26 protein-coding genes and 3 pseudogenes are annotated in these 26,117 nt (G+C 63.5%); 11 read left to right on the plus strand and 18 right to left on the minus strand.

Features of this window, described 5'->3' with window-relative positions:
- Positions 1 to 121, plus strand: a pseudogene (locus tag NKH91_RS19565) (Gfo/Idh/MocA family protein); the annotation flags it as partial.
- A 103-nt stretch (positions 122 to 224) separates the two neighbouring features.
- On the opposite strand, the gene NKH91_RS19570 reads toward NKH91_RS19565, so the two are convergent.
- Positions 225 to 923, minus strand: a complete 699-nt coding sequence (locus NKH91_RS19570) for a TetR/AcrR family transcriptional regulator (protein WP_352639466.1) — start codon at positions 921 to 923, stop codon at positions 225 to 227.
- A 183-nt stretch (positions 924 to 1,106) separates the two neighbouring features.
- Between NKH91_RS19570 and NKH91_RS19575 the strand changes: the two genes are divergently transcribed.
- A complete protein-coding gene (locus NKH91_RS19575) occupies positions 1,107 to 1,583 on the plus strand; it encodes a RidA family protein (RefSeq protein ID WP_352494445.1) in 477 nt (158 codons plus the stop codon).
- A 306-nt stretch (positions 1,584 to 1,889) separates the two neighbouring features.
- Complete coding sequence (locus tag NKH91_RS19580; RefSeq protein ID WP_023720614.1) at positions 1,890 to 2,321, plus strand: DUF6841 family protein; 432 nt, start codon at positions 1,890 to 1,892, stop codon at positions 2,319 to 2,321.
- Between the two features lie 24 nt (positions 2,322 to 2,345).
- Here NKH91_RS19580 and NKH91_RS19585 read toward each other — a convergent pair.
- Positions 2,346 to 2,543 (minus strand): annotated as a pseudogene (locus tag NKH91_RS19585) (polar amino acid ABC transporter ATP-binding protein); the annotation flags it as partial.
- On the opposite strand from NKH91_RS19585, the pseudogene NKH91_RS19590 reads away from it, so the two are divergent.
- Positions 2,517 to 2,732, plus strand: a pseudogene (locus tag NKH91_RS19590) (Gfo/Idh/MocA family protein); the annotation flags it as partial. The pseudogenes NKH91_RS19585 and NKH91_RS19590 sit on opposite strands and share 27 nt — an antisense overlap.
- Positions 2,733 to 3,034: 302 nt before the next feature.
- Positions 3,035 to 3,457, plus strand: coding sequence for a hypothetical protein (locus tag NKH91_RS19595; RefSeq protein ID WP_023720612.1), 423 nt, complete (start codon positions 3,035 to 3,037; stop codon positions 3,455 to 3,457).
- 143 nt (positions 3,458 to 3,600) lie between these two features.
- Here NKH91_RS19595 and NKH91_RS19600 read toward each other — a convergent pair whose 3' ends face one another.
- The 6 genes from NKH91_RS19600 to NKH91_RS19625 form a co-directional block, all read right to left on the minus strand.
- Positions 3,601 to 4,329: an amino acid ABC transporter ATP-binding protein gene (locus NKH91_RS19600; protein ID WP_376703691.1), complete on the minus strand. Its 729-nt coding sequence runs from the start codon at positions 4,327 to 4,329 to the stop codon at positions 3,601 to 3,603.
- Positions 4,330 to 4,358: 29 nt separating this feature from the next.
- On the minus strand, positions 4,359 to 5,033 hold the full coding sequence (locus tag NKH91_RS19605) for an amino acid ABC transporter permease (RefSeq protein WP_023720610.1): 675 nt from the start codon (positions 5,031 to 5,033) through the stop codon (positions 4,359 to 4,361).
- Positions 5,030 to 5,701, minus strand: a complete 672-nt coding sequence (locus tag NKH91_RS19610; RefSeq protein WP_352844651.1) for an amino acid ABC transporter permease — start codon at positions 5,699 to 5,701, stop codon at positions 5,030 to 5,032. Before NKH91_RS19610 ends, NKH91_RS19605 begins: the two co-directional genes overlap by 4 nt.
- Before the next feature lie 162 nt (positions 5,702 to 5,863).
- On the minus strand, positions 5,864 to 6,652 hold the full coding sequence (locus tag NKH91_RS19615) for an ABC transporter substrate-binding protein (protein ID WP_023720608.1): 789 nt from the start codon (positions 6,650 to 6,652) through the stop codon (positions 5,864 to 5,866).
- Positions 6,653 to 6,762: 110 nt separating this feature from the next.
- Positions 6,763 to 7,926 (minus strand): saccharopine dehydrogenase family protein, encoded by a 1,164-nt coding sequence (locus NKH91_RS19620; RefSeq protein WP_352844649.1) that lies wholly within the window; start codon positions 7,924 to 7,926, stop codon positions 6,763 to 6,765.
- The gene (locus tag NKH91_RS19625; RefSeq protein WP_023677254.1) at positions 7,923 to 8,426 is read right to left on the minus strand and encodes an Lrp/AsnC family transcriptional regulator; all 504 of its coding nucleotides are present in this window, start codon (positions 8,424 to 8,426) and stop codon (positions 7,923 to 7,925) included. Before NKH91_RS19625 ends, NKH91_RS19620 begins: the two co-directional genes overlap by 4 nt.
- Before the next feature lie 385 nt (positions 8,427 to 8,811).
- Between NKH91_RS19625 and NKH91_RS19630 the strand changes: the two genes are divergently transcribed.
- Positions 8,812 to 9,666, plus strand: a complete 855-nt coding sequence (locus NKH91_RS19630) for a hypothetical protein (RefSeq protein WP_352816449.1) — start codon at positions 8,812 to 8,814, stop codon at positions 9,664 to 9,666.
- Positions 9,667 to 9,828: 162 nt separating this feature from the next.
- On the opposite strand, the gene NKH91_RS19635 is transcribed toward NKH91_RS19630, so the two are convergent.
- On the minus strand, positions 9,829 to 10,632 hold the full coding sequence (locus NKH91_RS19635) for an acyltransferase family protein (RefSeq protein ID WP_352844647.1): 804 nt from the start codon (positions 10,630 to 10,632) through the stop codon (positions 9,829 to 9,831).
- Between the two features lie 26 nt (positions 10,633 to 10,658).
- On the minus strand, positions 10,659 to 11,384 hold the full coding sequence (locus tag NKH91_RS19640) for a 3-keto-5-aminohexanoate cleavage protein (protein ID WP_352494438.1): 726 nt from the start codon (positions 11,382 to 11,384) through the stop codon (positions 10,659 to 10,661).
- A 156-nt stretch (positions 11,385 to 11,540) separates the two neighbouring features.
- On the opposite strand from NKH91_RS19640, the gene NKH91_RS19645 reads away from it, so the two are divergent.
- Positions 11,541 to 12,284, plus strand: coding sequence for a 2OG-Fe(II) oxygenase (locus NKH91_RS19645; RefSeq protein WP_352481701.1), 744 nt, complete (start codon positions 11,541 to 11,543; stop codon positions 12,282 to 12,284).
- A gap of 24 nt (positions 12,285 to 12,308) precedes the next feature.
- Here NKH91_RS19645 and NKH91_RS19650 read toward each other — a convergent pair whose 3' ends face one another.
- The gene (locus NKH91_RS19650; protein ID WP_352494437.1) at positions 12,309 to 13,664 is read right to left on the minus strand and encodes a sigma-54-dependent transcriptional regulator; all 1,356 of its coding nucleotides are present in this window, start codon (positions 13,662 to 13,664) and stop codon (positions 12,309 to 12,311) included.
- Positions 13,665 to 13,670: 6 nt separating this feature from the next.
- The gene (locus NKH91_RS19655) at positions 13,671 to 15,530 is read right to left on the minus strand and encodes a sensor histidine kinase (protein WP_352589578.1); all 1,860 of its coding nucleotides are present in this window, start codon (positions 15,528 to 15,530) and stop codon (positions 13,671 to 13,673) included.
- A 236-nt stretch (positions 15,531 to 15,766) separates the two neighbouring features.
- Between NKH91_RS19655 and NKH91_RS19660 the strand changes: the two genes are divergently transcribed.
- The 3 genes from NKH91_RS19660 (at position 15,767) to NKH91_RS19670 (ending at position 19,062) form a co-directional block, all read left to right on the plus strand.
- The gene (locus tag NKH91_RS19660; protein WP_292659748.1) at positions 15,767 to 17,098 is read left to right on the plus strand and encodes a dicarboxylate/amino acid:cation symporter; all 1,332 of its coding nucleotides are present in this window, start codon (positions 15,767 to 15,769) and stop codon (positions 17,096 to 17,098) included.
- Positions 17,099 to 17,572: 474 nt separating this feature from the next.
- Positions 17,573 to 18,637: a glycosyltransferase family 2 protein gene (locus tag NKH91_RS19665; RefSeq protein ID WP_352494435.1), complete on the plus strand. Its 1,065-nt coding sequence runs from the start codon at positions 17,573 to 17,575 to the stop codon at positions 18,635 to 18,637.
- A 116-nt stretch (positions 18,638 to 18,753) separates the two neighbouring features.
- Positions 18,754 to 19,062: a HigA family addiction module antitoxin gene (locus NKH91_RS19670; RefSeq protein WP_031194464.1), complete on the plus strand. Its 309-nt coding sequence runs from the start codon at positions 18,754 to 18,756 to the stop codon at positions 19,060 to 19,062.
- A gap of 41 nt (positions 19,063 to 19,103) precedes the next feature.
- On the opposite strand, the gene NKH91_RS19675 is transcribed toward NKH91_RS19670, so the two are convergent.
- From NKH91_RS19675 to NKH91_RS19700, 6 genes are all read right to left on the minus strand, one after another.
- Positions 19,104 to 19,391, minus strand: coding sequence for a DUF982 domain-containing protein (locus NKH91_RS19675; protein ID WP_352481695.1), 288 nt, complete (start codon positions 19,389 to 19,391; stop codon positions 19,104 to 19,106).
- 90 nt (positions 19,392 to 19,481) lie between these two features.
- Positions 19,482 to 20,288 (minus strand): ABC transporter permease, encoded by an 807-nt coding sequence (locus NKH91_RS19680; RefSeq protein WP_352844644.1) that lies wholly within the window; start codon positions 20,286 to 20,288, stop codon positions 19,482 to 19,484.
- Between the two features lie 4 nt (positions 20,289 to 20,292).
- On the minus strand, positions 20,293 to 21,126 hold the full coding sequence (locus NKH91_RS19685; RefSeq protein WP_031194462.1) for an ABC transporter permease: 834 nt from the start codon (positions 21,124 to 21,126) through the stop codon (positions 20,293 to 20,295).
- Positions 21,127 to 21,143: 17 nt separating this feature from the next.
- A complete protein-coding gene (locus tag NKH91_RS19690) occupies positions 21,144 to 22,259 on the minus strand; it encodes an ABC transporter substrate-binding protein (protein ID WP_352844640.1) in 1,116 nt (371 codons plus the stop codon).
- Positions 22,260 to 22,326: 67 nt separating this feature from the next.
- Entirely contained in the window at positions 22,327 to 23,421 is a 1,095-nt protein-coding gene (locus tag NKH91_RS19695) for an ABC transporter ATP-binding protein (protein WP_352844638.1), read from the minus strand.
- A 123-nt stretch (positions 23,422 to 23,544) separates the two neighbouring features.
- Positions 23,545 to 24,435 (minus strand): LysR substrate-binding domain-containing protein, encoded by an 891-nt coding sequence (locus NKH91_RS19700; protein WP_352641004.1) that lies wholly within the window; start codon positions 24,433 to 24,435, stop codon positions 23,545 to 23,547.
- 75 nt (positions 24,436 to 24,510) lie between these two features.
- Between NKH91_RS19700 and NKH91_RS19705 the strand changes: the two genes are divergently transcribed.
- Positions 24,511 to 26,103 (plus strand): zinc-binding metallopeptidase family protein, encoded by a 1,593-nt coding sequence (locus NKH91_RS19705; RefSeq protein ID WP_352844865.1) that lies wholly within the window; start codon positions 24,511 to 24,513, stop codon positions 26,101 to 26,103.
- Positions 26,104 to 26,117 lie beyond the last annotated feature (14 nt).

Raw genomic sequence — 26,117 nt, forward strand, 5'->3', positions numbered from 1 at the left:
CAACGGCGTCCAGGCCGAACCGTCGTTCCGGCATGCTGCCGAATTGCAGAAGGTCCTCGACCTCGCCGTCGTCTCGGATGAGAAGCGGGCTGAATTGAGCACGCACGCGGATGCGCAATAGGCCTGGGTTCCTCGCGGCGGGGCGGGGGCGGTCAGGGTCAAAACAAAACCGAGTTTGCATCTCGGCCATTCACGGCAGGAAGTCACGACTCTGAAAGCAGAGTTCATTGTCTTGGAGAGAGGCCATCGAGCAGGAAGCCGAGGCCTTTCCGGAAAGCACCATCCCAATCGTTATCCAACAGCAGACGAGAGCGTTCGATCGTCGGATAGCGTTGGCTGAGCCCTGTAAGGCGCTGCTGCGTGTCGGCTCTGCCGTCGTACGAGAGGTCGAAGTTCGCCCGGCTGATGGTGGCGCCCATCACATAGTTCCACAGCGACCATATCGCGACGTTCAAATCTGCGTCCGCCACACCGGCCCTGGACAAGGTCTTGCTCAGCAGTTCAAGGCGACTGAGGATGTTCGCGCCGAGCGCCCGGCGCGGCAACAGCGATGCCGACCAAGGATGGCGCAGCATGCTGGCGCGCCAGTCTTCGAGCATATGGACGACTTCTCCGCGCCAGTCTCGAGGCTCAACCAGTTGCGGCGGTCCGCCATATTCGAGCACCGAATCGAGCGCCAGATCAAAGACATCCTCTTTGTTGTCGACGTGCCAATATAGGCTCATCACGCCCGAGCCGAGGCGATCGGCCAGCCGACGCATCGTCAATCCGTCGACCCCTTGAGCGTCCAGCAGTTCTACCGCGGTCGCCACGATACGTTCCCGCGAGAGAGGCGGTTCACTGCGCGGCTCCTGCACGGGCTGGAGCGACCCGCTTGTCCGCTGAGATCGCGTGCTCCGGGCGCCGCTACGTTTGGCTGCCATCCGTCTTCCTCGCTGTTCGGGCCGTCGATTTTGACCGGCAACGCGACGAATGTCGATCCTGAACGATTGACTCGTACGACGTACTATGCGACTGGCTCGTGCGGCGTACGAGTCGATCGCCGATATCAATCATGCCGGCCGCGAGGGTGTCTTGCTCGCAGTCGGCAGAGCCAAGAGAAAATCATGCCACGCGCCAAGCGCCTGCTTATCGGAGGGTTAATCGTGATGACCATGGGCGTTTCCACTGCCACAGCGAATGATCTCAAGCTGACCATCGTCAATCCACAAAACCTCTATGACCCATCGCCGAATGGCTACAGCACGGCGGTGATCACGCCCCGCGGAGCCCGGCTGGCCTACATCTCCGGACAGGGCGGCCAGGACAGCACGGGAGCCTTGTCGCCCGACTTCGCTGTCCAGGTTGCGCAGGCCTACGCAAATTTGCGCACCGCCCTCGATGCGCTCGGTGCCAGGCCGGATCAGGTCGCCAAGCTCACGGTCTTTGTGGTCGATCACGATATGTCCAAGCTTGGGGTCTTGACCAGGAACGTCAAGGAGATGTTCGGCGAGGCGCTGCCGGCGCAGACTCTAATTCCCGTTCCCAAGCTTGCAATCGACCCGATGCTCTTCGAGGTGGAGGCCGTGGTCGTGCTTGACTAGGGGCGCGGCTATAGCTCCGATCGCCCAAATCGAATGGGTCGAGCGCGCCGCTAGCCGCGCGCTCGCCATCACGAAGGCCGAGCAACAGGGCTTCGCTTGTTGCGTCTGCGGCGACAAGGGTGGCATCGAAGTCGTGCACAATCGGGTCGCACCACGCATTCGTCATCCCAGGGTCTGCGCCGCGTCGCTTCGCTCCTTGCTCCACCCCCGGGACGAAGTCATCATGGCTGAGGCCATTGCGGATGTCGGAGATCGGCGGAGCGTTTCCTGCTCCCACCCAACATAGCCTCACCTGGAGATGAAATGATGGAAACCAGCGTAAGGAAGCTATTCGAGAGATATGAGCGCTTTTTCAACCAGTCCCTCGGCGGCGACATGGACATGGATGAAGTCGCATCGCTGTATGCTTCGGACTTCATAGCGGCTTCGCCCGCCGGGGTCATGACTGGAAAGAACGATGGGCAACTCAAGCAGGTCATGGCGCAAGGCTATGCGCACTATCGCGCGATAGGTACGAAGGAAATGCGGATACGCAACCTCAGGCTCTCGCCGATAGACGAACATCATTGCGTGGCCCATGTCGCCTGGACGGCAACCTATGCCCGCAGGGATCAATCGAAGGTGGCGATAGATTTTGACGTCCACTACCTCGTGCAGAAATTGGACGCGGAGCCGAAGGTTTTCGGCTGGATATCAGACGACGAGCAGGCGCTGTTGAGAAAGCACGGCATCGTCTGAGGTCCGCTTTGTCCTAATGCCCTCCTAATGCCGCAGGATCTTGCTCAGGAAAGCGCGGCTGCGGTCGGTCTTCGGGTTGGAGAAGAACTCGTCCGGGGTGCCGCTCTCGACGATGGCGCCGGCGTCCATGAACACGACGCGCTGGGCGACCTTGCGGGCAAAGCCCATCCCGTGCGTCACCACCATCATGGTCATGCCTTCCTCGGCGAAGACGTCGAGAACGCTAAATGGCAAGTTCTGGACGCCGGAACGGTGCCCACCAACTACCAGCGCTTCATCGATGCAGTCCGCAACGGCGTCCAGGCCGAACCGTCGTTCCGGCATGCTGCCGAATTGCAGAAGGTCCTCGACCTCGCCGTCGTCTCGGATGAGAAGAGGGCCGAATTGAGCACCCACGCCGATATGCAATAGGTTTGGCTTCCTCGCCCCCGCCAAGCGGGGGGAGATGTGGCCGCAAAGCGGCCGGAGAGGGGTCTTTGGCAGCGAGGGCCTTCGCAAGAACGAAATGTCTTTAATGTCGGGACAAGGTCGCACGCAATGACATGGTCAGCGCAATTTCCCCTCTCCGTCTCGGCGACCCGAGTGGTTTGTGAAACTCGCTAGCCGCGAGCGAGACTGAACTAACTCGGAAGGTCAGTTGACTCTTCGCCGCAACGGCCCATCGTTGATTGTTGGCCTGCCTTTCCGACCAACTTTTGAACAGGGAGGAAACAATGGAAGCCGTCAATCGTAGATCCACACTTGCACTCGGTCTTACACTGGCCGCAACGCCTCTGATCGCTTGGGGGACACCAGCAGCCGCCCAGACTTACGGCCCCGATGAGGGCAAGGAGGTCTCACCCGGCGTCAGAGTTGTAGCGCTTGGCGAGCGCAAGTCGGTCATACCAGCCTATGCAACGGTGAAGCTGCGCGATGTTGTCATTCAGCCCGGAGCGAAGACGGCTGACAACATGATGAAGAACGACATGCTCTGCCACATGACTGAGGGAGAACTTTCGGTCGTTCACAACAAACAAAAGTTCACAGTCAAGAAGGGCGATGTTTGGGCCTGCGCTAATGGCGCTACGACAGAAGGCACCCAGAACACGAGCAGTGCGGTCGCGATCATGCGGGTCATCGATTTGATGCCCGCATAAGGGAAGCGGCTGGTGGAAGTGCGGCAATGGCCGCCCTAAGAGGAAGCCCGGCGCGCATCTGTCGTATTAGGGAACGTCCAGCGAAGGGCCGCTTTCCATCCATCTCGGCCATCGACGACAGCCAGCTGAGTTGAGTTTGAACCCTAATGCCGCAGGATCTTGCTCAGGAAGGCGCGGCTGCGGTCGGTCTTTGGGTTGGAGAAGAACTCGTCCGGCGTGCCGCTCTCGACGATGGCGCCTGCGTCCATGAACACGACGCGCTGGGCGACCTTGCGGGCAAAGCCCATCTCGTGCGTCACCACCATCATCGTCATGCCTTCCTCGGCCACCGCAACCATGACGTCGAGGACTTCCGAGATCATCTCGGGGTCGAGCGCCGAGGTCGGCTCGTCGAACAGCATGATCTTGGGGCGCATGCCGAGGCAGCGCGCGATCGCCACGCGCTGCTGCTGGCCGCCTGAGAGCTGCGCCGGATAGGCATCAACCTTGTCGGCGAGGCCGACCTTGGCGAGCAGCTCGCGCCCGGCCTTCTCGGCCTCAGTCCGCGGGATCTTGCGCACATGGATCGGCGCCAGGGTGACGTTCTCGAGCGCCGTCTTGTGCGGATAGAGGTTGAACGACTGGAAGACGAAGCCGATCTCGGTACGCAGTCGCGTCATGTTGGTGGCGGGGTCGCCGAGGCGCTGGCCGTCGACCGTCAGGTCGCCGTCGCGGATCGTCTCCAGCCCGTTGATGCAGCGGATCAAGGTGCTCTTGCCCGAGCCGCTCGGGCCGCAGACGACGACCACTTCGCGCGGCTCGACGCTCAGCGTAATATCCCTCAGCACGTTGAGCTGGCCGAACCATTTGTTGACGCCGCGAAATTCGATCATGCCGGCACCATTCTTGCTGCTGAGGTTCGTCATAGCTGCACCTCGCCATGGGCTGCGCCCATGCGCTGTTCCAGCCGTCGGGCCAGCATGATCAGGGGGTAGCAGACGATGAAATAACCGACGCCGACGAGGAAGAAGACGAGCAGGCCGTTCGGCACACGCTGCACCACCAGCCACCCGACGCGGGTGAGATCGGTGAGCCCGATCGCCGAAACGACCGAGGAATCCTTGATCAGCAGCACATATTGCCCGACCAGCGGCGGCAGCACGATGCGCATCGCTTGCGGCAGCACCACCTGGCGCATGCGCTGCCAGCGCGACAGGCCGGACGCCAGCGCCGCCTCGACCTGGCCGGTCGGCACCGAGCGGATGCCGGCGACGACGATCTCGCAGATGAAGCAGGCGGCCAGATTGGTCAGCGCGATGATGCCGGCGGTGAAGGCGTCGAGCTCGATGCCGAGTTCCGGCAGGATGAAGAAGATCAGGAAAATCTGCACCAGGAACGGAGTGCCGCGGATCAGGTCGACCCAGCCGCCGATCGCGCTGCTGATCAGCCGGTTGCCGCCTGTGCGCAGGATGCCGAGGCCGAAGCCGAGCAAGGTGCCCAGCACCAGGCTGATCAACGACAGCACCACGGTCATGCCGAGGCCGCGCAAGGCGAGGGGATAGCTGCCGGCGATGCTTTGCAGTTGCTGCCAGATCATGTCCGTGCCCCCGCCAGGCCGAGCCAGCGCCCGGAGAGTGCCGCCAGTCCCTTCAGCCCGTAATAGAGCAGCAGGTAGAAGGCGGCGATGGTGATAAAACCTTCGGCCGGCATGAAGCGGTCGGAAGCGAGCAATTGTCCGGCGCGCGTCAGTTCGGCGACCGAGATCAGCGACAACAGCGCGGAATCCTTGACCAGCACGATCGCCTGGCCGAGCAGCGGCGGGATCGCCACCTTAAACGCCTGCGGCAGGATGACGAGGCGCATGCGCTGGACATAGGTCATGCCCGAAGCGACGCCGGCCTCCACCTGGCCGCGCGGGATCGACAGGATGCCGGCGCGGATGATCTCGGCGACATAGGCGCCGCTGTTCAGCGACAGGGCCAGGATGCCGACGACGAGCTCGGGCAGGACGAAGCCGAGCCGCGGCAGGCCGAAATAGAGGAAGTAAAGCTGCGCCAGCAGCGGCGTGGCGCGCACTGCATCGATATAGGCCTTGGCCGGGACGCGGAACAGCCGGCCGCGCTGCAGGTTCATCGCGGCGAGTACGATGCCGACGGCGAGCGCGCCGGCAAAGGAGAGGACAGACAGCCACACGGTCGTGACGAGGCCCTGCCCGAACAGGGGCAGATATTCGACGATGGTGCGGAAGCTGAAGTTTTCGAGCATGGTGAGGCGGTGACTGGTGACTGGTGACTGGTGAATGGCGAGTAGCGAGTAGCGAGTAGCGAGTAGCGAGTAGCGAGTAGCGAGTAGCGAGTAGCGAGTAGCGAGTAGCGAGTAGCGAGTAGCGTTCCCTACTCCCTACTCCCTACTCCCTACTCCCTCTACTCAGTGATCCTTCTTCCAGGCGTCGGAATTGACCCAGTAATCGAGGTTCTTCTGCAGGCGGCCGTCGAGGCTGACCTGGTCGAGGAACAGGTTCATCCAGGTCAGCAGGTCCTGCTCGTCATAGCGCGTGGCGAAGGCCAGTGGCTCCTTCGACAGCATGTCCGGCATGATGATGAAGCTGCCGGCCGGATAAGCGGTTGACTGGCCCTTGACCGCCGAGACGTCGTTGACGCCGCAATCGGCCTGGCCGTTGTTGACGGCGTCGAGCAGCAGCGGGCCGCCGCCCTTGTAGCTCTTGATGTCGGCATCGGGGAAGGCGGCCTTGGCTTCCTTCTCGCCGGTGGCGCCGAGCAGCACCGCGATCTTGGTGCCCTTGGCCTTGCAGTCCTCGGTGGACTTGAAGGCGGTCCCAGCCTTGGTGAAGACGGTGCTGCCCGTGTACATGTAAGGCTTGGTGAAGGCGACCTTCATGCCACGCGCCAGTGTCGGCGTCATGTCGGCAACCAGAAGATCGGCCTTGCCCGACAGCAGCGCCGGGATCAGGCCGTCCCAGTCGAAGTCGAGGAAGGTGATCTTGACGCCCATTTCCTTGGCCATCAGTTCGGCGAGTTCGACCGAACTGCCGGTGCGTTCGCCGGCGGCGCCGACCAGCGAGAAGGGCGGTCCCTGCGTCTGCACGGCGACGCGCAACTCACCGCGCTTGGTAATCTCGTCGAGCGTTCCGGCACTGGCGGCAGCGGTGAGGCCGGCGAGCGCAAGTCCGGCGATGAAAAGCTTGGCAATCTTCATTTGGGCATTCCTCCTTGTTGTCGTTTGTTGTTCCACTTGTTGTTTCACCCCATCGGGGCGCCTTTTGAGCGGCGGCGCCGTTGCCGGCGGCAACCACCGTTCGAAAATCTTCAATCCCAGCTCACCGTTTCGGCGACCTTGATGCCGCGCCTGGCCAGCTCGTCGAGGAAGCGGCCATCGGGCACATGCAGCAGCGGGTTGAGCAGGCCGGGCGTGGCGATCTCGCGCCGTGCCAGCATCTGCGCCACGATACTGGCGGGATAGCCGACGCCAAGGCTCATGCCGAACAGGCCGGAGGCGAGGTCGCGTTCGATGACCAGCTCCGAGGTCACCGTCTTGCGGCGGCCGCCTTCGCTGCCGACAAAGACGTTGCGCATCACGCAAAGGTCCTTTTCGTCGGCGCCATATTGCAGTTGCGGACCGAGCAGCCGGCCGAGGAATTCGCGTGGGCTGACGCCGGTGCCGGGTACCTTGTCCTCGGACAGGAGGCCAAGCTGCTTCAGCGGCGCCCAGAACGCCGACCAGCCGGGCCAGCGCAGCGAATAGCGGCCGGAGCGCTGCAGCCCCTTGGCGGCGGCGAGCATGTCGGCATAATGCGGCGCGTCGCCATTGGGAAAGGCCTCGAGCCGCCCCAGCCCGGCGATCTCGATGTCGTGGATGAAACGATTGTCGTGCTGGCGGGCGGCCGGCACGTCGACCCGTTTGCCGTCCTCGACCAGCACGCTGTCGCGGTTCTGGCTGACCAGAACCATGTCGAAATTCCAGCTCACCTTGTAGCGCAGCGGCTCGACCACCGCCTTCGGCTCGGGAATACCGCCGCAATAGGAATCGATCGCGGTGATGGTGTCGAACTGGCTTGCGGCGCGCGCGTAGAGCACCAGGTCGATGCCGGGGTCGAGCCCGCATTCGGTGACGATCGAGACGCCGGCCTTTTCGGCCTCGGGAGCGAGATCGGCGATGGCCTTGCCGTAATTGGTGGTGACCAGCGGCGTGCGCGTCGCGATCGCCGCCTGCACCGCCTCGCGCATCAGCGGCTGCGGCAACAGGTCGATGACCGCGTCGACGTCCTTCATCACATCGGCCAGCACCCGACCGATCGCGCCCTCCGGCACGACAAAACGCACCCGGGCAAGGTCGGTCAGGCCGCCAAGCCGCGCCGCGCCGTCGGTTGCGGTGTCGAGGCAGACCACTTGCTCGACGCCGTCGCTGGCGACGAGATCGGCGATCGCTGCCCGGCCTTGCAGGCCGAGGCCGCCGAGAACCGCGATCTTCATGCCATTTCCTTTCGCGTCTCGTCCGACCAGCAGCCTTCAGGCAGGCTGACCCATTTGTTGCAGGACGCCATGACGACGAAGGTCTCGCTGCGCACGACTTCGCCCGGCTCACCGGCGCCGGGGATCAGCTCGCTGGTGACGCGGTAGAGATCGGCGACATCGCCGGCCACCGTTACGTCGACGATGATGTCGAAGCGTCCGGTGACGACGGCGGCCGAGTTCACGAAAGGCAGTTCGGAGATGCGCTGCGCCAGTTCACGCGCCCGGCCGCGCCCTTGCGCGTTGATGCCGACGATGGCCGAGATCAGCTCGGGGCGTTCGGTCAGGTTAAGCAGTCCGACGATCTTGAGCAGGTTGCGGTCGAGCAGGTTGCGCAGCCGCATGCGCACCGTCGGCACCGAGATCGCCATCTTCTCCGCGAGGCGGTTGACGCCAAGCTGCGCATCCTGCGACAGCAGCTTGACCAGTCGCCGGTCGGTCTGATCGAGATGTTCCCGCAAACGCTCAGGCTTTCATAAAAGGAAATAAACGGTCGAATTTTCTTTCTGATATGAAAATACCTTATGAGAGATTTTTAACAACGGCAAGAGCCACGTCATCCGCGGTGCCCCTGTGCCTGTCGGCAGTTTCGTCGCAGATGCCACATTTTGTTCTTGCTTTGTGCCGGCAGCTATGCTACTAATTTGGGTATGGTGCTAATCGCGCCGCCGACCCGCCCTCCCGAGGCGGGTTTTTTGTTTTCCGGATACCCTTTGAAGGTTCAGCGCCGCCGGCTTGAGTTGGCGGTACAGCGCCGTTCGGGACGCGCTGTGTTCGAGGGTGAAAGAAGCAAGTGACGCAAGAGGTGCCTGGAATCCATAGCTTAGAAAGGAACGGTAGATCGACATGAAGAAGATTTCTCATCTGTTGGTGCTGACGGCAATCTGCACCATTACCGCCGTTATGCCGCCAGTTGGCGCCGCATATGCCCAGAACGCGCCTTACTGGCGAGCGGACTGGGAGGAGGGGCCTTGCACCGGAGCCTCGTGCTATACCGACTGGTCTTTCGTCCAGGCGGAGAATCCGGCGGAAGCCGATCCCAGCCTGAACGCAATTGTCAGCGGCCTGGTCTCGACCGGGGCAGGGAATGTATCCTCGCACGGTGGCAACAGCTTCGGAAAGTTCGAAACGACGCTGGCTGCCATCAATGCCGGGAAGCCCCACTCCAAAGTCTACAAGGAGTGGCTCTTTGCGGGCGGCCTGGCCAAGAACGACGCTTTCGGACGTCCGCTCCAGGCGATGTCGCCGTCAGGGATCGATGGAACTTATGTCGCGTGGTTTTTCATTCCCTCCGATTACCAATACGCGGGAAACGGCTGGACGAATATCTTCCAGTTCAAGGTGACCGAGCAATCGCCTTTCAAGCAGGATCCAACGTGGTGGGTCAACCTGACCGACAATCCGACTGACGATGTGGTGATGCTGCATGTGGAAAATGCGGCGGCCGGAGTCCACAATCCGGCTAACGATGTTCCCGCCCCGAAGGGCCGCTGGTTTCAGCTGCGCGCGGATCTCTATGAAGGGGTAGGCATCGATTGGTATCTGGATGGGGTGTTTTGGCAATCGTCGTCGAACGCAACCTGGCCGGTCGGGCGAGATTCCGACGGATCAGGTACACCTCAGTCATTCGTGTTTGGGGTGGGTCACTATGGTGGAGTTGGCAAACTCTACACTGATGATGCCTACATGATTGCAAAGTAGCCACTGACACATTGCCGAAGTGCATAAAATAACAAGCTGCTTCGGGTCCAACCGGGCGGCTATTTTTGCACCTAGAGCGCGTCGCATTGAACGGATCCTGCGACGCGCTTTAAGTTTTTGTTTTATGCATGTCGCAAAATCGCTGCGAGGCGCAACCTCAACTTATTGTGCCTTCACCTGATAGGCGGAGAGGCTCATCCGAGATATCGCCAAAAGCGGCTTCTCAATAAAACTATAGCTGGCCAGGGAGACGGCGATGCAAGCGGCGACAAGAACCGTGCCTGCGAGCCATGGTGATACATTGGCGCTTGCAACGACAGGAGCGGTCGCAAGCAGCACGATAGGATGTGTCAGATAGAGAGAGTAGGAAGCATCACCCAACCTTGCCAGCACGCGAGGAGCAAGAAGCCGGAAGTAGCTTTCCAGGCTTATGCAAGCCGCGACAAGGATCAACGCCGGGATTCCCTGAGCAAGGGTTCGCGGCAAGTTGAAGCCAAGGCCCATCACCAGCATGGACACGATGGCGAACACGAGTGCCGAGACACCCAGGACGGCAGGCAAACGCGCCAGCCTGCCGACCAGGTGGCCGAGAGCCATGCCGGCAAGGAACTCAAACAGGATTGGCGTGGTATAGAAAAACAGCACAGTATCGGCGGCGGGTTTGAAGATGATGCGCGCCGCTACGGCGATTGCAAAGACAACGCCGACCATGGCCATTTGCGTCAAGGTGCCAAGACCCATAGTCGCCGCGAACAGAATGTAAAACAGGATTTCCAGATTGAGCGTCCAACCCACGCCAAGCACTGGTTGGACATAACCTGTAACAGAGTCGAGATAGGGAATGAAAAGCAGGTTATTGGTGAGCTGCTCAAGAGACACTGCACGACCGGCAAACAACCAAAGTGCGGCGACCATGACGAAGGTCATAACCCAATAGAACGGAACGACGCGCGTGAAGCGCTGCATCAAAGGAGATTGGCCGTTTCCCCGTCCTAACGGCTGGTCTCGAAGATAGCGACGGCTGCCGCTGTCAGTGCGGCGTTACCGGGTGCTACTGTTCCATCAGGAAGCTCCTTGCCGTCTTCCAGTCCGATGCGCGTCGACCAACGGCGTTCCGCCGCCCGGTGCACGAAAGGCCAGACCGTGGCGTCGGCGCCGTGCAGCAGGATCGCCCGGCGCATCCCGGCGCCGTCGAGCACGGCGGCGATATCGTCACTGACCTCCAGCGCCGCGTCCAGGGGCTGCTCGGAGATTTCGATCAGGATGCGCAGCACCCGTTTGCCATGGTCGAGGCTCACCAGGCGTTCGGCGTCGGCGACGGAGGCAAGCCCCGCCTCGATGCCGATGCCGCGCTGGCGCAGACTCTCCATGACGGCGGGCGCGGCGTCTTCGCTCAGATTGACCGAGGCATAGTCGGGCAGCTCGCTCCAACCGGCGATCGCGGCCAGCGTCCGCTCGTCGTCGTTTTCGATCCAGGCGCCGGTCGACACGCCGATCAGCGTTCCCGGACAGGCACGGCGGAGCGCCATCACAGTCCGGTCCATAGCCGCAGACGCGATGCTTTCGCGGCCGTCGAGTCCGCGCGCATGGACATGCAGCTCGGCCGCACCGGCGGCAATCGAGGCCGCACCGTCGCCCGCCATGGCCTCCGCGTCGAGCGGCAGTCGCGGGTGGAAATCGGCGCTGCGCGCGCCATTGATGCAGGTCTGGACAATCATTGAGATGGCGGTCCCGTTGAAGTGGAACAAGTTTAGCGCACGACAACGAAATCGGAAATCGGATGATATCCATCCCGCGAAGCTCACCCGGCAAGAAACGGGTGGTCTGCGCGCGCTGTCTCACCCATCTCTGGTCGTAGAGAAGGAGGCGAAGCCATGACCATCCATTCGATAGGCGCGAAAGCGGCGATCAAATCGGCGGAGGCGCGCGTCGCCGCCTATGATTGGCCGAAACTCGCCGGCGAGCTGAGCGGCTATGGCTGCGCGGTGATGGAAAAGCTGCTGACGCCGCAGGAGTGCCGGCAGATCGCCGGGCTCTATCCGGACGAGAGCCATTTCCGCAGCCATGTCCACATGGCGCGGCACGGCTTCGGCAAGGGCGAGTACCGCTATTTCCGCTATCCCTTACCCGACTTGATCGGCGGCTTGCGCACCGCGCTCTTTCCGCGCCTGGCCGCGGTCGCCAACGACTGGAACGCGCGCATGGGTATCGCCCAGCGCTATCCCGACGAACACGCCGCATTCCTCGAGCAATGCCACGAGCAGGGCCAAACGCGGCCGACGCCGCTCCTGCTGCAATATGTCCCCGGCGATTTCAACTGCCTGCACCAGGATCTCTACGGCGATCTGGCGTTCCCGCTGCAGGTGGCGATCCTGTTGTCCGAGCCCGGCAAGGATTTCACCGGCGGCGAGTTCGTGCTGACCGAGCAGCGTCCGCGCATGCAAAGCCGCGTCGAGGTGGTGCCGCTGCGCCAGGGCGACGCGGTCGCCTTCGCGGTCCACAATCGTCCGGTCCAGGGCACGCGGGGCAATTACCGGGTCAATCTCAGGCACGGCGTCAGCCGGCTTCGCTCCGGCATGCGCCACACCGTCGGTATCATCTTCCACGACGCCAAGTAGCCGAGCCTCTCGGCCCGGCGGCGATTACCTGGAAAAATCGCTGCGCACGATGCCGTGGCGCTGGAGCTTGTCGTAGAAGGTCTTGCGCGGAATCCCCAGCGCTTCGATCGTGCGCCTGACATCGCCCTCGTTGCGGCCAAGCGCCTCGCGGATGATGTCGGCCTCGTAGCGCTCCAGCCGCTCCGGCAGCTTCATGGCGGCGTTCGATTCAGTTGGGGCAGGGGGTTGTGCTTCGGCGCCTTCCTCCAATCCAAGCACGAACCGCTCGGCGAAATGCGCCAGTTCGCGCACATTGCCCGGCCAGTCATGGTCGCTCAGATGGCGATGTACCGTCGCCGGCACTGCCGGCACCGGACGATGGAAGCGGGCGGCGGCGCGCTCGGCGAAATAGAAGAACAGCAGGGCGACGTCGTCGCGGCGCTCGCGCAGCGGCGGAATGGAGATCGTCACCACGTTGAGCCGATAGTAGAGATCCTCGCGGAAAGCGCCGCGCTGGCGCGGATCACCGAGATCGACCTTGGCGGCGGCGACGACGCGCAGATCCACCGGCCGCACCTCGTTGGTGCCGAGCGGGGTGACCTCGCGCATTTCCAGCACGCGCAGCATCTGCACCTGTGTCGAGACCGGCATGCTTTCGATCTCGTCGAGGAACAGCGTGCCGCCGCTGGCGTGCTCGATGCGGCCGATCCGTTTCTTCTGAGCGCCGGTGAAGGCGCCGGCCTCATGGCCGAACAATTCGCTTTCGATAACGGTCTCCGGCAGCGTGCCGCAATTCAGCGCAACGAAGTTGCCCTTGGCGCGGCGGCTCCAGCGATGCAGAAGGCTTGCCACCACCTCCTTGCCGGAGCCGGTCTCGCCGGTCACCAGCACGTCGACGTCGGTGTCGGCGATCTGGCGTAGCGTGCGGCGCAGCCTGTCCATCGCCGGCGTCTGGCCGATCAGCGGCAGGCCGTCCTGCGCCTCTCCGGCCGCCTCGCGCAAGGCCCGGTTCTCCATCACCAGGCGGCGCTTTTCCGCTGCGCGGCGCACGCTCTGTACCAGCCGGTCGGCGGCGAAGGGCTTTGTGATGAAGTCGTAGGCGCCGTCCTTGATCGCCTTGACGGCCATGGCGATGTCGCCATGGCCGGTGACGAGGATGACGGGAATGTCGGCATCCAGCCGCAGGATGCGGTTGAAAAGCTGCAAGCCGTCGATCTGAGGCATGCGGATGTCCGACACCACGACACCGGTAAAACCGGCGTCGAGCCCGGCCAGCGCCTCAGCCGCCACCGCAAAGGCCGAGACCGAAAAGCCGGCAAGCTCCAGCGTCTGCGCGGTGGCCTTGAGGAGATCGCGGTCGTCGTCGATCAGGATCACCGGCGCGGCATTGTCGTTCGTCATGATGGCTTACGCTGCTTTCATGAGATGGATGGTGAAGCGGGTGCCGCTGTCGTTGCTTGAAACCTCGATGCGGCCGCCATAATCGGCGACGATGTCCTTCGAGATGACGAGGCCAAGGCCGAGGCCTTTTTCCTTGGAGGTGTTGAACGGCGTGAACAGCGACTTGAGAATCCCGGGCGGAATGCCAGGTCCGTTATCGGACACGCCGACCGTCACGCCGTCCGCGGTCTCCTCGACCGATACCTGCACATAAGCGTCGTCGCGGCCGTCGAGTGCTTCGAGCGCGTTCTGGAAGAGGTTGATCAGCACCTGTTCGAGCCGGACCCGATTGCCCATGACTTTGAGGCTCGGCGGCGGCAGGTCGATGGCCAATGCGTCGAGCCGACCGGCAAAGCGGCTTCTCAACAGCATGACCGCGCCCTCGACAACACCACGTAATTCAACAGGCTCGGCGGCGGTGCGGCCCTTGCGGGCAAATGCCTTCAACTCCTCGGTGATTGAGCCGATGCGTTCGGTAAGTGCTGCAATGGCGCCGAGGTTTTCCTCGGCCGGCCCGGTCTGCTTGCGGTCGAGGAAGGTGCGGGCATTGTCGGCATAGGCGCGGATGGTGGCGACCGGCTGGTTGATCTCATGGGCGACACCGGCGGCGACCTGGCCGAGGATGGCGAGGCGGTTGGCCTGGACCAGATCCTGCTGCACGATTTGGAGCTTGGCTTCGGTGCTGCGGTGGCCTGCTATCTCGGCCTGCAGCCGGTCGCGGGCTTGGCTCAGATCCTCGGTGCGTTCGACGACGCGGCGTTCGAGTTCGGTGCGCGCCGCCTGTTCGGCGGCAATCCGCATCTGCGCCGACTGCCGCCGCCACAACAGATACGCGGCCAGGCCGAGCAGCGGGACGACGGCACCCAGTGCCAGAAGCCGCATTTCGCGGACGGCAGCGGCGATCGGCGCTTCGGCCGGGATCAGATAGTCGAGCTGCCATGGGGTCGAAGGGACCGGCGTGGAAAGGCTGAGATACTCCGCCTCACTGCCGCCGGGCGTCACCGCGTGGACGATCGACACATCCGGGCTGAGCGCCTGCCGGTGCATGATCGGCAGCGGAACCAGCGGCGCGTCGCCGAACTGTTGGCTGTCGCGGATCGCGGCTTGCTCAGGTCCGGCCAGCGGCGCGGTTGTCATGAAGCGCCAGGACGGCACGCTGGTGATCAGCACGACGCCGTTCTCGTCGCTGACATAGGCCGGGCGGTTGGCCTCGCGCCAGTCGGCTTCGAGCTGGTCGAACTCCATCTTGACGACGACGACGCCGAGCGGTGCGGCGGCATCGCCGACGCGTCGCGAAATGTAGAGGCCGGGACGCTTGCTGACATTGCCGAGCGCAAAGTACTCGGCGGTTCCGGCCTGCATCGCGCCGGAGAAATAATCGCGAAAACGGTAGTCATTGCCGACGAAGCTGATCGGCTCGCGCCAGTTGCTGGAGGCGATCGCCAGTCCGTCGGTGCCGACGACATAGAGCACCGAGGCCTTGGTGCCGGAGACCAGCCCCTCGAGCTTGCGGTTCAGAACATCGATTGCCGCGGCGTTTTTCTGCGACAGCGCGTCACGCACTTGCTGGTCCGCGGACAAAAGCAGCGGCAGGGCGCGCGGGCTTTCGAGCACGGCGCGCAGCAGCGCGACCTTCAGATTGGCGTCGGTACGCCCCTGCGCCGCCAAGGTCCCGACCTCGGCGGTGCGGCCGTAAAGGCCGGCGCCGTAGAGCGTTGCGGTGAGGATCAGCAGGGCGACGGCCGCAAACACCAGCCAGGCTCGGCGTGCCCGCCTGGCGAGTTGCTCGGGCGTCGAAGACAAGGCACCGGCGGGGCGTTGCAGCATCGCCCATTTGTGCATGAACTCGCACAAAACACAATTCGACCTATGCGGAGATTCGCACTTGTCTGTGTGTCCAGCAGTGCGGACGTTTGTGAATGCTCAACAAAATCAATGATGAAAGGCTCTTCTGCGTATCTGGCACGGCTGTTGCAAACACGAATTCAGCAGTCGCGAGGCTGCTGGTCAAAACAACTGCCCCGGGGAGTCGAGCTTTCGATCGGGGCGCCATGGAGGACGTCATGCAGACAGCAATCGCTGCCGCCGAGCCGCGCGGCAAACTTCCCTTATACCGGCATCTTTATGTGCAGGTGCTGGCGGCGATCGCCGCCGGCGTGCTGCTCGGACATTTCTATCCGGAAACCGGCGAGGCGATGAAGCCGTTCGGCGATGCCTTCATCAAGCTGGTGAAGATGGTGATCGCGCCGGTGATCTTCCTGACGGTGGCGACCGGCATCGCCGGTGTTTCCGACCTGCAGAAGGTCGGCCGCGTCGCCGGCAAGGCGATGATCTATTTCCTGGTGTTCTCGACGCTGGCGCTTGTCGTCGGCCTGGTCGTCTCCAATGTCGTCCAGCCCGGCGCCGGCATGCACATCAATCCGGCCACGCTCGATACCACCAAGGTGACGGCCTATGCCGAGAAGGCGCACGACACAACCATCGTCGGCTTCCTGATGAACATCATCCCCGACACCATCACCGGCGCCTTCGCGCAGGGCGACATCCTGCAGGTGTTGTTCTTCTCGGTGCTGTTCGGTGTCGCCCTGGCACTGGTCGGCGATCGCGGCCGTCCGGTCGTCGATTTCCTGCAGGCACTGACCACGCCGATCTTCCGCCTCGTCGCCATCCTGATGAAGGCCGCACCGATCGGCGCCTTCGGCGCCATGGCCTTCACAATCGGCAAATACGGCATCGGCTCGATCGCCAACCTCGCCATGCTGATCGGCACATTCTACCTGACCGCGCTGCTGTTCGTGCTGGTGGTGCTCGGCGCGGTTGCCCGCTACAATGGCTTCTCGATCCTGGCGCTGATCCGCTACATCAAGGAAGAGCTGCTGCTGGTGCTCGGCACCTCGTCCTCGGAAGCGGCATTGCCGGGCCTCATGGCCAAGATGGAGCGCGCCGGCTGCAACCGCTCGGTGGTCGGCCTGGTCATCCCGACCGGCTATTCCTTCAATCTGGACGGCACCAACATCTACATGACGCTGGCGGCGCTGTTCATCGCGCAGGCGACCGACACGCCACTCACCTACGGCGACCAGATCCTGTTGCTCGCCGTCGCCATGCTGAGCTCCAAGGGTGCCGCCGGCATCACCGGCGCCGGCTTCATCACGCTGGCGGCAACGCTTTCGGTCGTCCCCACCGTGCCGGTCGCCGGCATGGCGCTGATCCTCGGCGTCGACCGCTTCATGTCGGAATGCCGGGCGCTGACCAACTTCATCGGCAATGCGGTGGCGACAGTGGTGGTGGCACGCTGGGAGGGAGAACTCGACCAGACCAAGTTTGCCGCCGCCATGGCCGGCGACTTGCCGGAGGAAGTCGACCTGTCGCTGCCGGGTTTGCAGGCCGCCTGACTGTCTAGGCCACGTGACCATAAGCCCCGGAGGCGGTTCGCCGGCTCTGGGGCAAAAGCACCGGCCCGTCGCGGCATGCCGCCTGTAACGCAACCTGAAGTGGCCCTATTTTCGATGCGGGGCTTGTTCCAGCCGCATTTGAAGGCCAGTATCCGCCATGCCTTCAAGGCACCCGTCCGCTTCACTCCCGACCTGATCGCGAGGCGAGACATTTCCGTCGGGCTCGGTTGCGACATCACCTTGGCCGAACCGTCTGGGCTTTTGCTGCCGCCGACCCCCTGACCATGGCAGCAGCCCTCGAAGGCAATGGCGGCCTCAGTACGAAGTCGCAAAGCGAAACGTGACCCGTCTCCTGATAGAAAGCGCAGGCTTTCTCCCAGGGAACTCGTTGCGCGCCAAGAGGGCGCTTGAAGAGGGGGGCAGGCCCATGAGCGGGCCTTTGCCGAACCAAAGCAAGATGCGAGGTCAAACGCGATGCAGACTGTCCCGAGAATTCCGGTATCCATCATCATCCCGAACTACAACTACGCGCGGTTCCTCAAACGCAGCATCGACAGCGCCCTCGAGCAGGACTACGCGGATGTCGAAGTCATCGTCGTCGACGATGCATCGCAGGACAATTCCACGACAATCATGGAATCGTATCGCGACGAGATCCTCGCATGTCCGCGAGCGCAAAATGGCGGACACGCCGCGGCATTCAACACTGGCTTTGCAGCGAGCTCGGGCAAGATCGTCCTGTTCCTCGACGCCGACGATTATCTTTATCCGACCGCCGTCTCCACCATCGTCGACACCTGGGACGAGGCAACCGCCCAGGTCCAGTCCAGACTGCATATCGTCGACGAAGGGCAACGCATCAAGGATGTCTTTCCGCCGCCCGAACTGCCTTTCGACAGCGGCGATGTCATGCCGAAACTCCTGCACAAGGGCCGCTACCAGACCACCGTGACCAGCGGGCTGGCGTTCGACCGCGCAACGCTGGAGTCGATCATGCCCATACCGGAGCCGGAGTTCCGCCAGGGCGCCGATGGCTATCTTGCCACGCTGGCGCCGATGTACGGGCACGTCCAATCGATCGACGAATGCCTCGGCGCCTACCGGATCCACGGCGCCAACCATTCGGTCTTCGGCGAAAAGCTCGCCGAGCGGGCACGCTGGCGGGTAACCCACGATTTCCGCCGCATGCAGGCACTGTCGGACCAGGCCTCCGGGATCGGCCTGACCATCGTGCCGTCGGATGCCGTCCGCCACGATCCGGTCCACCTGGAAGAGCGGCTGGCGTCGCTCTGCGCCGACAGAGACCGACACCCCGTGGCCGACGATTCCCGGCTGGCGCTCGGGGCGGCCGGCGCCGTCGCCAGCCTCGAAATGACCGCATCCCTGCGGCGGCGCGCAATCCTTGCCGCCTGGTTCCTGTCGGTCGGGGTGTTGCCGCGGAAAATGGCAACGGCGGTGCTGTCGTGGAAGCTTGATGCGTCGTCGAGGCCGGCATTTTTGAGCCGCCTGTCCAAGAGAATCCGCCATGCCATGGGTTAGCGGATAGCGGCACTGTGACACAGCTCCGCCAGGTTTTCGGGAGGTCTGGCAACCCGGGTAGATTTCGAACAATATCACTATGGCACGTGGCGACCCAACCGAAGGATAACCAGGCCATGACCTGTTATAAGCCGATGCGTCCGATGGAGCGCTGCCCATCCCACCCTGGGGCGCTGCTCGACGACATTATCCCGGCAACCGGAAAGACCAAGGTGGAAATCGCCAATCTGCTCGGAATCTCGCGCCAGCAGCTTTACGACATCATCCGCGAAAAGAAGCCGGTGTCGCCGGCTGTCGCGGCGCGTCTTGGAAAGATGTTCGGCGACGGCGCCGCGATCTGGCTCAGGATGCAGGCCGCTTACGATGCGTGGCACGCGGAGCGCGAGGTTGACGTCAGTGCCATTCCAAGGCTGCATGCTGCCTGAGATGCAATAGATCGGCCGAACCACCGAGGCTCACAAATCGATCACGGTCCCGCCTGCCTGGACCGGTCCTGCGGTTCAACGGCTCGCTCGACCAGGACATGCGCTTCCCGCGCGGCCTCGATGAACGCGTCCCTGGCGGCTTCGGTCCAGCGGTCGTCGCTCATAGCGCGGCGGCATGTGCGCCGTGCCAAGCCGTGTTTGGCGCTGCCAGCGTCGCGCCAGTGGGCTTCCAGCAATTCGACAGCCTGCCGTGCGTTGGAAATGTTGCGGATATCTCCCACGATGCCGACCGCAACCGCAACCGGCTTGGAAAACCATCCTTGATTCATGGCGAAGCCTTCGACGTGTTGAACTACCTATAACGAAAATCGTGGCGCAAGGTTTCATTCGCGCCAGTCACCGCGGCAGTGAGGCGGCCCTCACTGCGCCGCGCGCAGCCTGACCACGACGCTGCGCGCCACAAGCACCAGCACCGTGATGACGATCAGGATCACCGAGAGTGCGGCGATCGCCGGGTCGATGTTGTCGCGCAGGCCCATCCACATCAAGCGCGGCAGCGTGATGGCGTTGACCGAGGTGATGAACAGGGTGACGCCGATCTCTTCCCAGGACAGCACGAAGGACAACAACGCCGCGGTGACGATGCCGAACTTGATGTTGGGCATGATGATGCGGGTGGCGCGCTCCCACACGGTGGCGCCGAGGCCGCGCGCGGCAAGATCGATGCGGCGGTCGAGCTGGCTGAGCGACACCAGGATCAGCACCGTGGCGAAGGGCACCGTCATCACCGCATGCGCCATGGCGACACCCAGCCAGGTGTCATAGCCGAAGAACGACGAGAAACCCGAGATCGAGGTCAGCAGGAAATAGAGCGTGATTGCCGAGACCACCGGCGGTACCACCATCGGCAGCAGCACGAAGCCGACCAATGCTGCGGTGAAGCGCGGCTGGAACATCCAGACGCCGAGGCCGAAGCACAGCGCGAGCACGGTGGAAAAGGCGCTGCTGACGACGCCGATCCTGATCGAGAGCAGGGTCGAGTTGATCCAGCGCGGATCCTCGATCAACGCCCGGTAATGGCGCAGCGACAATTCGCCCGACGGCATCGCCAGCATGCGGCTCGGCGTCAGCGACACCGGAATGACGGCGAGCAGCGGCAACAGCAGAAACAGCGCGACCAGGGCGGCGAGGACCAGCGAGACGGGACCGGGGCGATAGGTCGGCATCGCGCTACACCAACTGCTTTGGTCTGATATAGCGGAACAGCAGCGCCATCAGCGCGCCGACGAACAGCACCAGCACCACGCTGATCGCAGCGCCCAGGCCCCAGTCCGGGCTCTGGAAGATACGGAGGTAGATCAACTCGGCGATCATCACGCTGCGGCCGCCGCCGAGGATCGCCGGCGTCACGAAGAAGCCGAGCGAAAAGACGAAGACGATCAGCGCCGAGCCGATGATGCCGGAGCGGGTCATCGGCACGAACACCGACCAGAAGGTGCGCATGCGGCTGGAGCCGAGGCCGCGCGCCGCCAGCAGCACGCGGTCGTCGAGACTGCGCATCGAAGAGGCCAGCGGAAACACGGCGAAGGGGATGAGGAAATGCGTCATGCCGACGATGACGCCGAACTCGTTGCGCACCAGCGCCAGCGGCTCCGAGATGAAGCCGACCGCCTGCAGCCAGGTGTTGATCAGGCCGCGATTGGACAAAAGCGCCACCCAGCCGAAGGCGCGGGTCAGCACCGAGATCCAGAACGGCACCAGGATGCAGAATTCGGCCACGACGCGCTGCACCGGCGTGCCGCGCACCCAGACGACGGTGATGGCGTAGGCGGCGGCAACCGAAACGATCGTCACGATCGCGGCGATGCGCAGCGTGCGGATGAAGACCGACTGCACCAACTGATCCGTGAGCAGTGCATTGTACTGCCCCAGCCCCGGCGTGGGCAGCGTAAAACTCCATTTGACCACGCCAAGGAATGGCCAGGCGTAGGCCAGCACAAGAAAGAGGAGCAGCGGCGCCATCAACAGCGCCGCGCCCATCCTGTCGGAGAGGTATGCTCTCATCCGGTTATCCCGGCTTGTCAGGCGGAGATGATCTTCGTGTATTCGTCGAGTGCTGCCCCATAGTTCTTGGCGTACCAATCCATGTCGAGCGGGATCTGCTTTTTCATGTTCTCGGGATCGACCGGGTTGATGCGCTTCTTGTCGGCGGGGATCAGCGCATCGGTGGCCGGATTGGCCGGACCCTGGCCGAGCTTGTCGAACATGATGAGTTCCTTCTCCGGGTCCTGGGTGCTGGCGATGAACTTCATCGCCGCGTCCTTGCCGCCGGGATTGCCCTTGAGCACGGCGAGCGCGCCGGGCGAGATCAGGCCCTGGTCCCAGATGAACTTGATCTTGCCGCCGGAATCCTGCTCGATGAGCGAAGCCCGGGTCGACCAGACGATCGCCATCGAGGCCTCGCCATTGAGCAGCACGCTCTGGCTTTCGGCGCCGCCACCCCAATAGGCGACGACGTTTTCCTTGAAGGCAGCGATCTTCTCATGCGCGCGCTTGAGGTCGAGCGGATAGAGCGAGGCCGGCGCGATGCCGTCGGCAAGCAGGACCGCTTCCCAGCTCGACACGCCCCATTTGTAGAGCGAGCGCTTGCCGGGGAATTTTGCCACGTCGAAGAAGTCGGCCATGCCGGTCGGTGCCTGGCTGCCGTATTTCTCGGCATCGTAGGCGATGACGTAGGAGAAGAAATAGGTCGAGGCGGCGTGTTCCCAACCGAACCCCTCGCGCATCTTCTTCTTGTCGACGATCGTATAGTCGATCGGCTCGAGCATGCCCTGCGCGCCGAGCGTGATGGCCGAGAACGGATCGACGTCGACCAGGTCCCAGGTCGGGGCGCCGCTCTTGAACTGCGCCGCGATTGCGCCTTCGGTCGGGCCGGAGCCATCCATCTTAACGACGATGCCGGTCTCCTTGGTGAAGGCCTGGCCGTAAGCCGCGTCATAGGCGGTGATGGCGTCGCCGCCCCAGTTGACCAGCACCAGTTCCTTCGCCGCGGCAAAGGCGCCGGTCGAGCGCAGCAGCATCGGCGTGCCGGCCAGCACCAGCGCGGCCAGCTGCGTGAACTGCCGGCGCGAGATCTCTCCGCGCACGGCCCTGGCGGACAGCGCCTCGATGGAATGTTTCTTGGTTTGGTTTGTCATGTCAGTTCCCCTTTTTTGTCGTTGGTATTTCCTGAAAGTCAGCTTGGCGAATTCGCCACGCCGATCGTCATTGTCCTCCATCCGGAAGGAGGAAACCTTTCTCCGCCGGCCAGGTCAGCCAGACGGAATTGCCTTGGCTGAGCGCGGAAGCGGCAACCTCGTTCGGCACCGAGACCGTCATCTTGGCGCCTTGGCGCGTCGTCAGATCGAGCCGCGTTGCAGCGCCGAGATAGGTCGAGGCGACGGCAGTCGCGGCAATGCCGTTCTCGCCTGCGGCGGCTTCGCGGGCGATCGACATGTATTCGGGCCGGATCGCCAGGATGGCGTCGCCCCGGACCTTCTCGGCCTTGCAGCGCATGCTGATCGCGCGGTCTTCGCAGAGGCCCGTCGAGCCATTGTCGGCCGGGCGCACGCCCTTCAGCGGCAGCATGTTGATCTCGCCCAGGAACTCGGCGACGAAGCGGTTGTCCGGCCGATCATAGACCTCGTCCGGCGCGCCGACCTGCAGCAGTTTGCCATGGTTGAAGATGGCGACGCGAGACGACAACGCCAGCGCCTCGCTCTGATCATGGGTGACGAAGACGAAGGTGGTGCCGGTCTCCTGGTGCAACCGCTTCATCTCGGCCTGCATCTGGCCGCGCAGGCCCTTGTCGAGTGCCGAAAACGGCTCATCGAGCAAAAGTACGCCCGGCTCGAACACCAGCGCCCGCGCCAACGCCACGCGCTGCTGCTGGCCGCCGGACAATTGCGACGGCAGTTTCTTCTCGTGGCCCTCGAGCCCGACGCGCTCGATCATTTCGCCGACGCGGCGTTTGATCTCGGCCGCCGGTTTCTTGCGCACCTTGAGCGGGAAGGCGATGTTGGCCTCGACGCTCATATGCGGGAACAATGCGTAGCCCTGGAAAACCATGCCGGCGGCACGCTGCTCGGCCGGCCGCTCGGTGATGTCGACGCCGTCGCTGTAAAGGCGGCCGTCAGTCGGCTGAATGAAGCCGGCAAGGATCATCAGGAAGGTGGTCTTGCCGGAACCGGAGGGGCCGAGCAGGGTGAGGAACTCGCCACGGCCGATATCGAGCGTCAGATCATCCAGCGCACGGAACGAGCCGAAGCTCTTGCCGATCCCGATTGCCTTGATCTCTGCGGCCCGGCCGGGTTGCTGCATCCTGCCCTTTCCTTAGCGTAGGCGAAATCGTAGGCAGGGCGGCGGCTCACCGCAACCGAATAGTTTTCGCCTGATCGGCAAATTTGATTCATCTATGCGCCAATCTCCTCCTCAAGGGGGAGATTAGCGCTCCTTGTTCTCCGACAGCTTCGACCTCAGCCATCGCCCAAACGCCTCCAGCACCGGATGCGCTGCCTTGGCGTGCTCGGAGACCAGAAAATACGAGCGCGGCGAATTGATCGCTATGTCGAAGGGGCGGACCAGCCGGCCTTCGCTCAGCGCCCGGCGACTGGTCAGCTCGTCGCCCATGGCGATGCCCTGGCCGGCAATCGCCGCCGAAAAGACCAGGTTCATGTCGGAAAAGAAGATGCCGCCTTCCGGGTCGGGGTTCTCGACCTTGGACAGGGCCAGCCAGCGCGCCCAGTCCTCGGTGTCACCGAGATGCAGGAGATTGGCGCGCAGCACGTCTGCCGGCTTGGAGAAGCCGCCGATCTTGTTGAGCAGCGTCGGGCTGCACAGCGGCGTGAAGGAGATTTCGCACAATGGTTCGACCACGCGGTTCGGCCAGTTGCCGACGCCGAAGGCGATGAAGGCGTCGGCCTCGGCATTGCTGACGTCGTCGAGGCGCCGCGGCGTCAGGATGCGCAGTGCGACATCGGGGTACATCTGCCGGAACTCGCCGATATGGGTGCACAGGAACAGCGAGGCGAAACCCGGCGTACAACTGACACTGAACGAGCCGCCGATGCCGGTGCCGGCATGGCGTGTCACCGCGTCGCCTAGCACCGTCAGCGCCTTGCGCACGTCGCTGGCATAGCGTTGGCCGCGTGGCGTCAGCGCCACGCCCTTGCCGATGCGCGCGAGAAGGTCGAACCCGAGATCGCGTTCGAGCAGGCGCAATTGATGACTGACCGCACTGCGGGTCAGATGCAGTTCGTCGGCGGCGCGCCAGACGCTGCCGTGGCGGGCAAAACTGTCGAGCGCGCGCAGCGCCTGCGTCGAGGGAATTCTCAAGAGGTGAACCGAATTTGCATGAGCCGGGAAAACATATCACTTTTTGGCGAGGCGCTTCACTGCTTTCTTTCCGCCATGGAGAAACCGGTGACCTCGGCGCAAGCGACCGCGCTTGCCTGTCTGGACGACATCCAGCCGTCGCTGTCGGCGTGGACGCGGACCATCTTCGACTTCGGCGAGACCGCTTGGCGCGAATACCAGTCGGCCGCCTGGTATGTCGAGCGCCTGAAGCACGAAGGCTTTACCGTTGAAGAGGGCTCTGGCGGCATGCCGACCGCCTTCTGCGCCCACTGGACCAACGGGACCGGCCCGACAATCGGCATGTATGCCGAGTACGACGCGGTGCCTGGCAATTGCCAGGATGCGGCGACGGTGAAGCGACCGCGTCCGGGCCTCGGCGAACAGGCCGGCGGCCACACCGATCCGCATTCCGGGCTCGGCATTGCCAGCCTCGGCGGGCTGCTGGCGACCAAGGCGGCGATGCAGCGCCACGGCATATCGGGCACGCTGCGCTTCACCGGAGAGCCGGCGGAGAAGGTGAGGGGATCGAAGCCGATCCATGCCGCGAAGGGCTATTACGATGGGCTGGCGGGCATGATCTCCTTCCATCCTTTTTACATGCTGCCGCTGTGCAACACGGCGCGCTGGGACACGCATTGCGGTGCGGCCTATGCGATGATCTACCGCTTCATCTGCGACGAGCCGGAACATTGGGCGAGGGCGGCAGGCAACGCGGCGCCGATCCCGCAGGCGCATTCGGCGGTCCGGGCGCCGGGCGCCAACGACGCGCTCATGATGATGTACATGGCCTCGAAGGCGCTACGCGATTCCGTGCTGCCGCATCAGGGCGGCTGGTCGATCAGCGAGGCGATCCTGACGGCGGGGCAGGCGACCGCCGACAATCTGCCGGCCGGGCTGGCCGAGATCCAGTACATGATCCGCGTGCCGACGCTGGCGATGGCCGAGCAGGTCACCGCCGTGCTTGACCGCAATGCGGAAGCCGTCGCGGTGATGGGCGGCTGCCGCTATGAGCGGCACTGGGTGTCGAAGTCGCGGCCGGGGCTCGCCAATCACGTAATGGCTGGCATTGCCTTCGACGCGCTGGCGGCGGTCGGGCCGCCGCGCTGGGACGAGACGGCTAAGGCGATCGCCCGCGAAATCCAGATCAATGCCGGCGGGGTGGCGAGCGAGGAACCATTCATCGACGAATTGGAGCGGCTGATTGCACCACAGGCGGCCGAGGCGATCCTGCGCCGCGACCTGGCGCCGTCGCAGGTGAATTCGACGTCCGACGACTACACCGACATGTCATGGCATACGCCGACGGCGCGGTTCTATGTCGCTCGCCCGGCATTGCGCTCGGAGAACGGTCACGCCTTTCCGTCCTGGGCGATGAATGCGCTGGGCGGCATTTCTGCCACCATCGACCCGATGGTCATCTGCGCCGCAAAGACGGTCGCGCTGGCAGCACTTCGCCTGTTGGAAGACGAGGCCGCGCGCGACGCGGCGATGGACGAATTCGTCGCCCGCACCGGTGGCGGCATCGGCGGCTCGAACTGGATCGCGCCGCTCTGCGACTACGAGCCGCCAATTGGATTTCGCTGGCCGGAATACATCACCACCCCGCGCGGACGGGACTGGTGGATACCGAGCAACCAAGCCGCATGACTCAACCAAGCCGC

The organism is Mesorhizobium sp. M0894 (assembly GCF_040319725.1).
Taxonomy (GTDB): Bacteria; Pseudomonadota; Alphaproteobacteria; order Rhizobiales; family Rhizobiaceae; genus Mesorhizobium.

Bases quoted from the DNA above. Each gene is read 5' to 3' on its own strand.
- NKH91_RS19600 (WP_376703691.1), bottom strand. From the start codon at position 4,329: ATGATCGAATTTCGCGGCGTCAACAAATGGTTCGGCCAGCTCAACGTG.
- NKH91_RS19615 (WP_023720608.1), bottom strand. From the start codon at position 6,652: ATGAAGATTGCCAAGCTTTTCATCGCCGGACTTGCGCTCGCCGGCCTC.
- NKH91_RS19675 (WP_352481695.1), bottom strand. From the start codon at position 19,391: ATGAATCAAGGATGGTTTTCCAAGCCGGTTGCGGTTGCGGTCGGCATC.
- NKH91_RS19655 (WP_352589578.1), bottom strand. From the start codon at position 15,530: ATGCTGCAACGCCCCGCCGGTGCCTTGTCTTCGACGCCCGAGCAACTC.
- NKH91_RS19680 (WP_352844644.1), bottom strand. From the start codon at position 20,288: ATGCCGACCTATCGCCCCGGTCCCGTCTCGCTGGTCCTCGCCGCCCTG.
- NKH91_RS19570 (WP_352639466.1), bottom strand. From the start codon at position 923: ATGGCAGCCAAACGTAGCGGCGCCCGGAGCACGCGATCTCAGCGGACA.
- NKH91_RS19595 (WP_023720612.1), top strand. From the start codon at position 3,035: ATGGAAGCCGTCAATCGTAGATCCACACTTGCACTCGGTCTTACACTG.
- NKH91_RS19670 (WP_031194464.1), top strand. From the start codon at position 18,754: ATGACCTGTTATAAGCCGATGCGTCCGATGGAGCGCTGCCCATCCCAC.
- NKH91_RS19660 (WP_292659748.1), top strand. From the start codon at position 15,767: ATGCAGACAGCAATCGCTGCCGCCGAGCCGCGCGGCAAACTTCCCTTA.
- NKH91_RS19695 (WP_352844638.1), bottom strand. From the start codon at position 23,421: ATGCAGCAACCCGGCCGGGCCGCAGAGATCAAGGCAATCGGGATCGGC.
- NKH91_RS19605 (WP_023720610.1), bottom strand. From the start codon at position 5,033: ATGATCTGGCAGCAACTGCAAAGCATCGCCGGCAGCTATCCCCTCGCC.
- NKH91_RS19705 (WP_352844865.1), top strand. From the start codon at position 24,511: ATGGAGAAACCGGTGACCTCGGCGCAAGCGACCGCGCTTGCCTGTCTG.
- NKH91_RS19630 (WP_352816449.1), top strand. From the start codon at position 8,812: ATGAAGAAGATTTCTCATCTGTTGGTGCTGACGGCAATCTGCACCATT.
- NKH91_RS19580 (WP_023720614.1), top strand. From the start codon at position 1,890: ATGGAAACCAGCGTAAGGAAGCTATTCGAGAGATATGAGCGCTTTTTC.
- NKH91_RS19690 (WP_352844640.1), bottom strand. From the start codon at position 22,259: ATGACAAACCAAACCAAGAAACATTCCATCGAGGCGCTGTCCGCCAGG.
- NKH91_RS19620 (WP_352844649.1), bottom strand. From the start codon at position 7,926: ATGAAGATCGCGGTTCTCGGCGGCCTCGGCCTGCAAGGCCGGGCAGCG.
- NKH91_RS19640 (WP_352494438.1), bottom strand. From the start codon at position 11,384: ATGATTGTCCAGACCTGCATCAATGGCGCGCGCAGCGCCGATTTCCAC.
- NKH91_RS19650 (WP_352494437.1), bottom strand. From the start codon at position 13,664: ATGACGAACGACAATGCCGCGCCGGTGATCCTGATCGACGACGACCGC.
- NKH91_RS19645 (WP_352481701.1), top strand. From the start codon at position 11,541: ATGACCATCCATTCGATAGGCGCGAAAGCGGCGATCAAATCGGCGGAG.
- NKH91_RS19635 (WP_352844647.1), bottom strand. From the start codon at position 10,632: ATGCAGCGCTTCACGCGCGTCGTTCCGTTCTATTGGGTTATGACCTTC.
- NKH91_RS19610 (WP_352844651.1), bottom strand. From the start codon at position 5,701: ATGCTCGAAAACTTCAGCTTCCGCACCATCGTCGAATATCTGCCCCTG.
- NKH91_RS19665 (WP_352494435.1), top strand. From the start codon at position 17,573: ATGCAGACTGTCCCGAGAATTCCGGTATCCATCATCATCCCGAACTAC.
- NKH91_RS19685 (WP_031194462.1), bottom strand. From the start codon at position 21,126: ATGAGAGCATACCTCTCCGACAGGATGGGCGCGGCGCTGTTGATGGCG.
- NKH91_RS19575 (WP_352494445.1), top strand. From the start codon at position 1,107: ATGCCACGCGCCAAGCGCCTGCTTATCGGAGGGTTAATCGTGATGACC.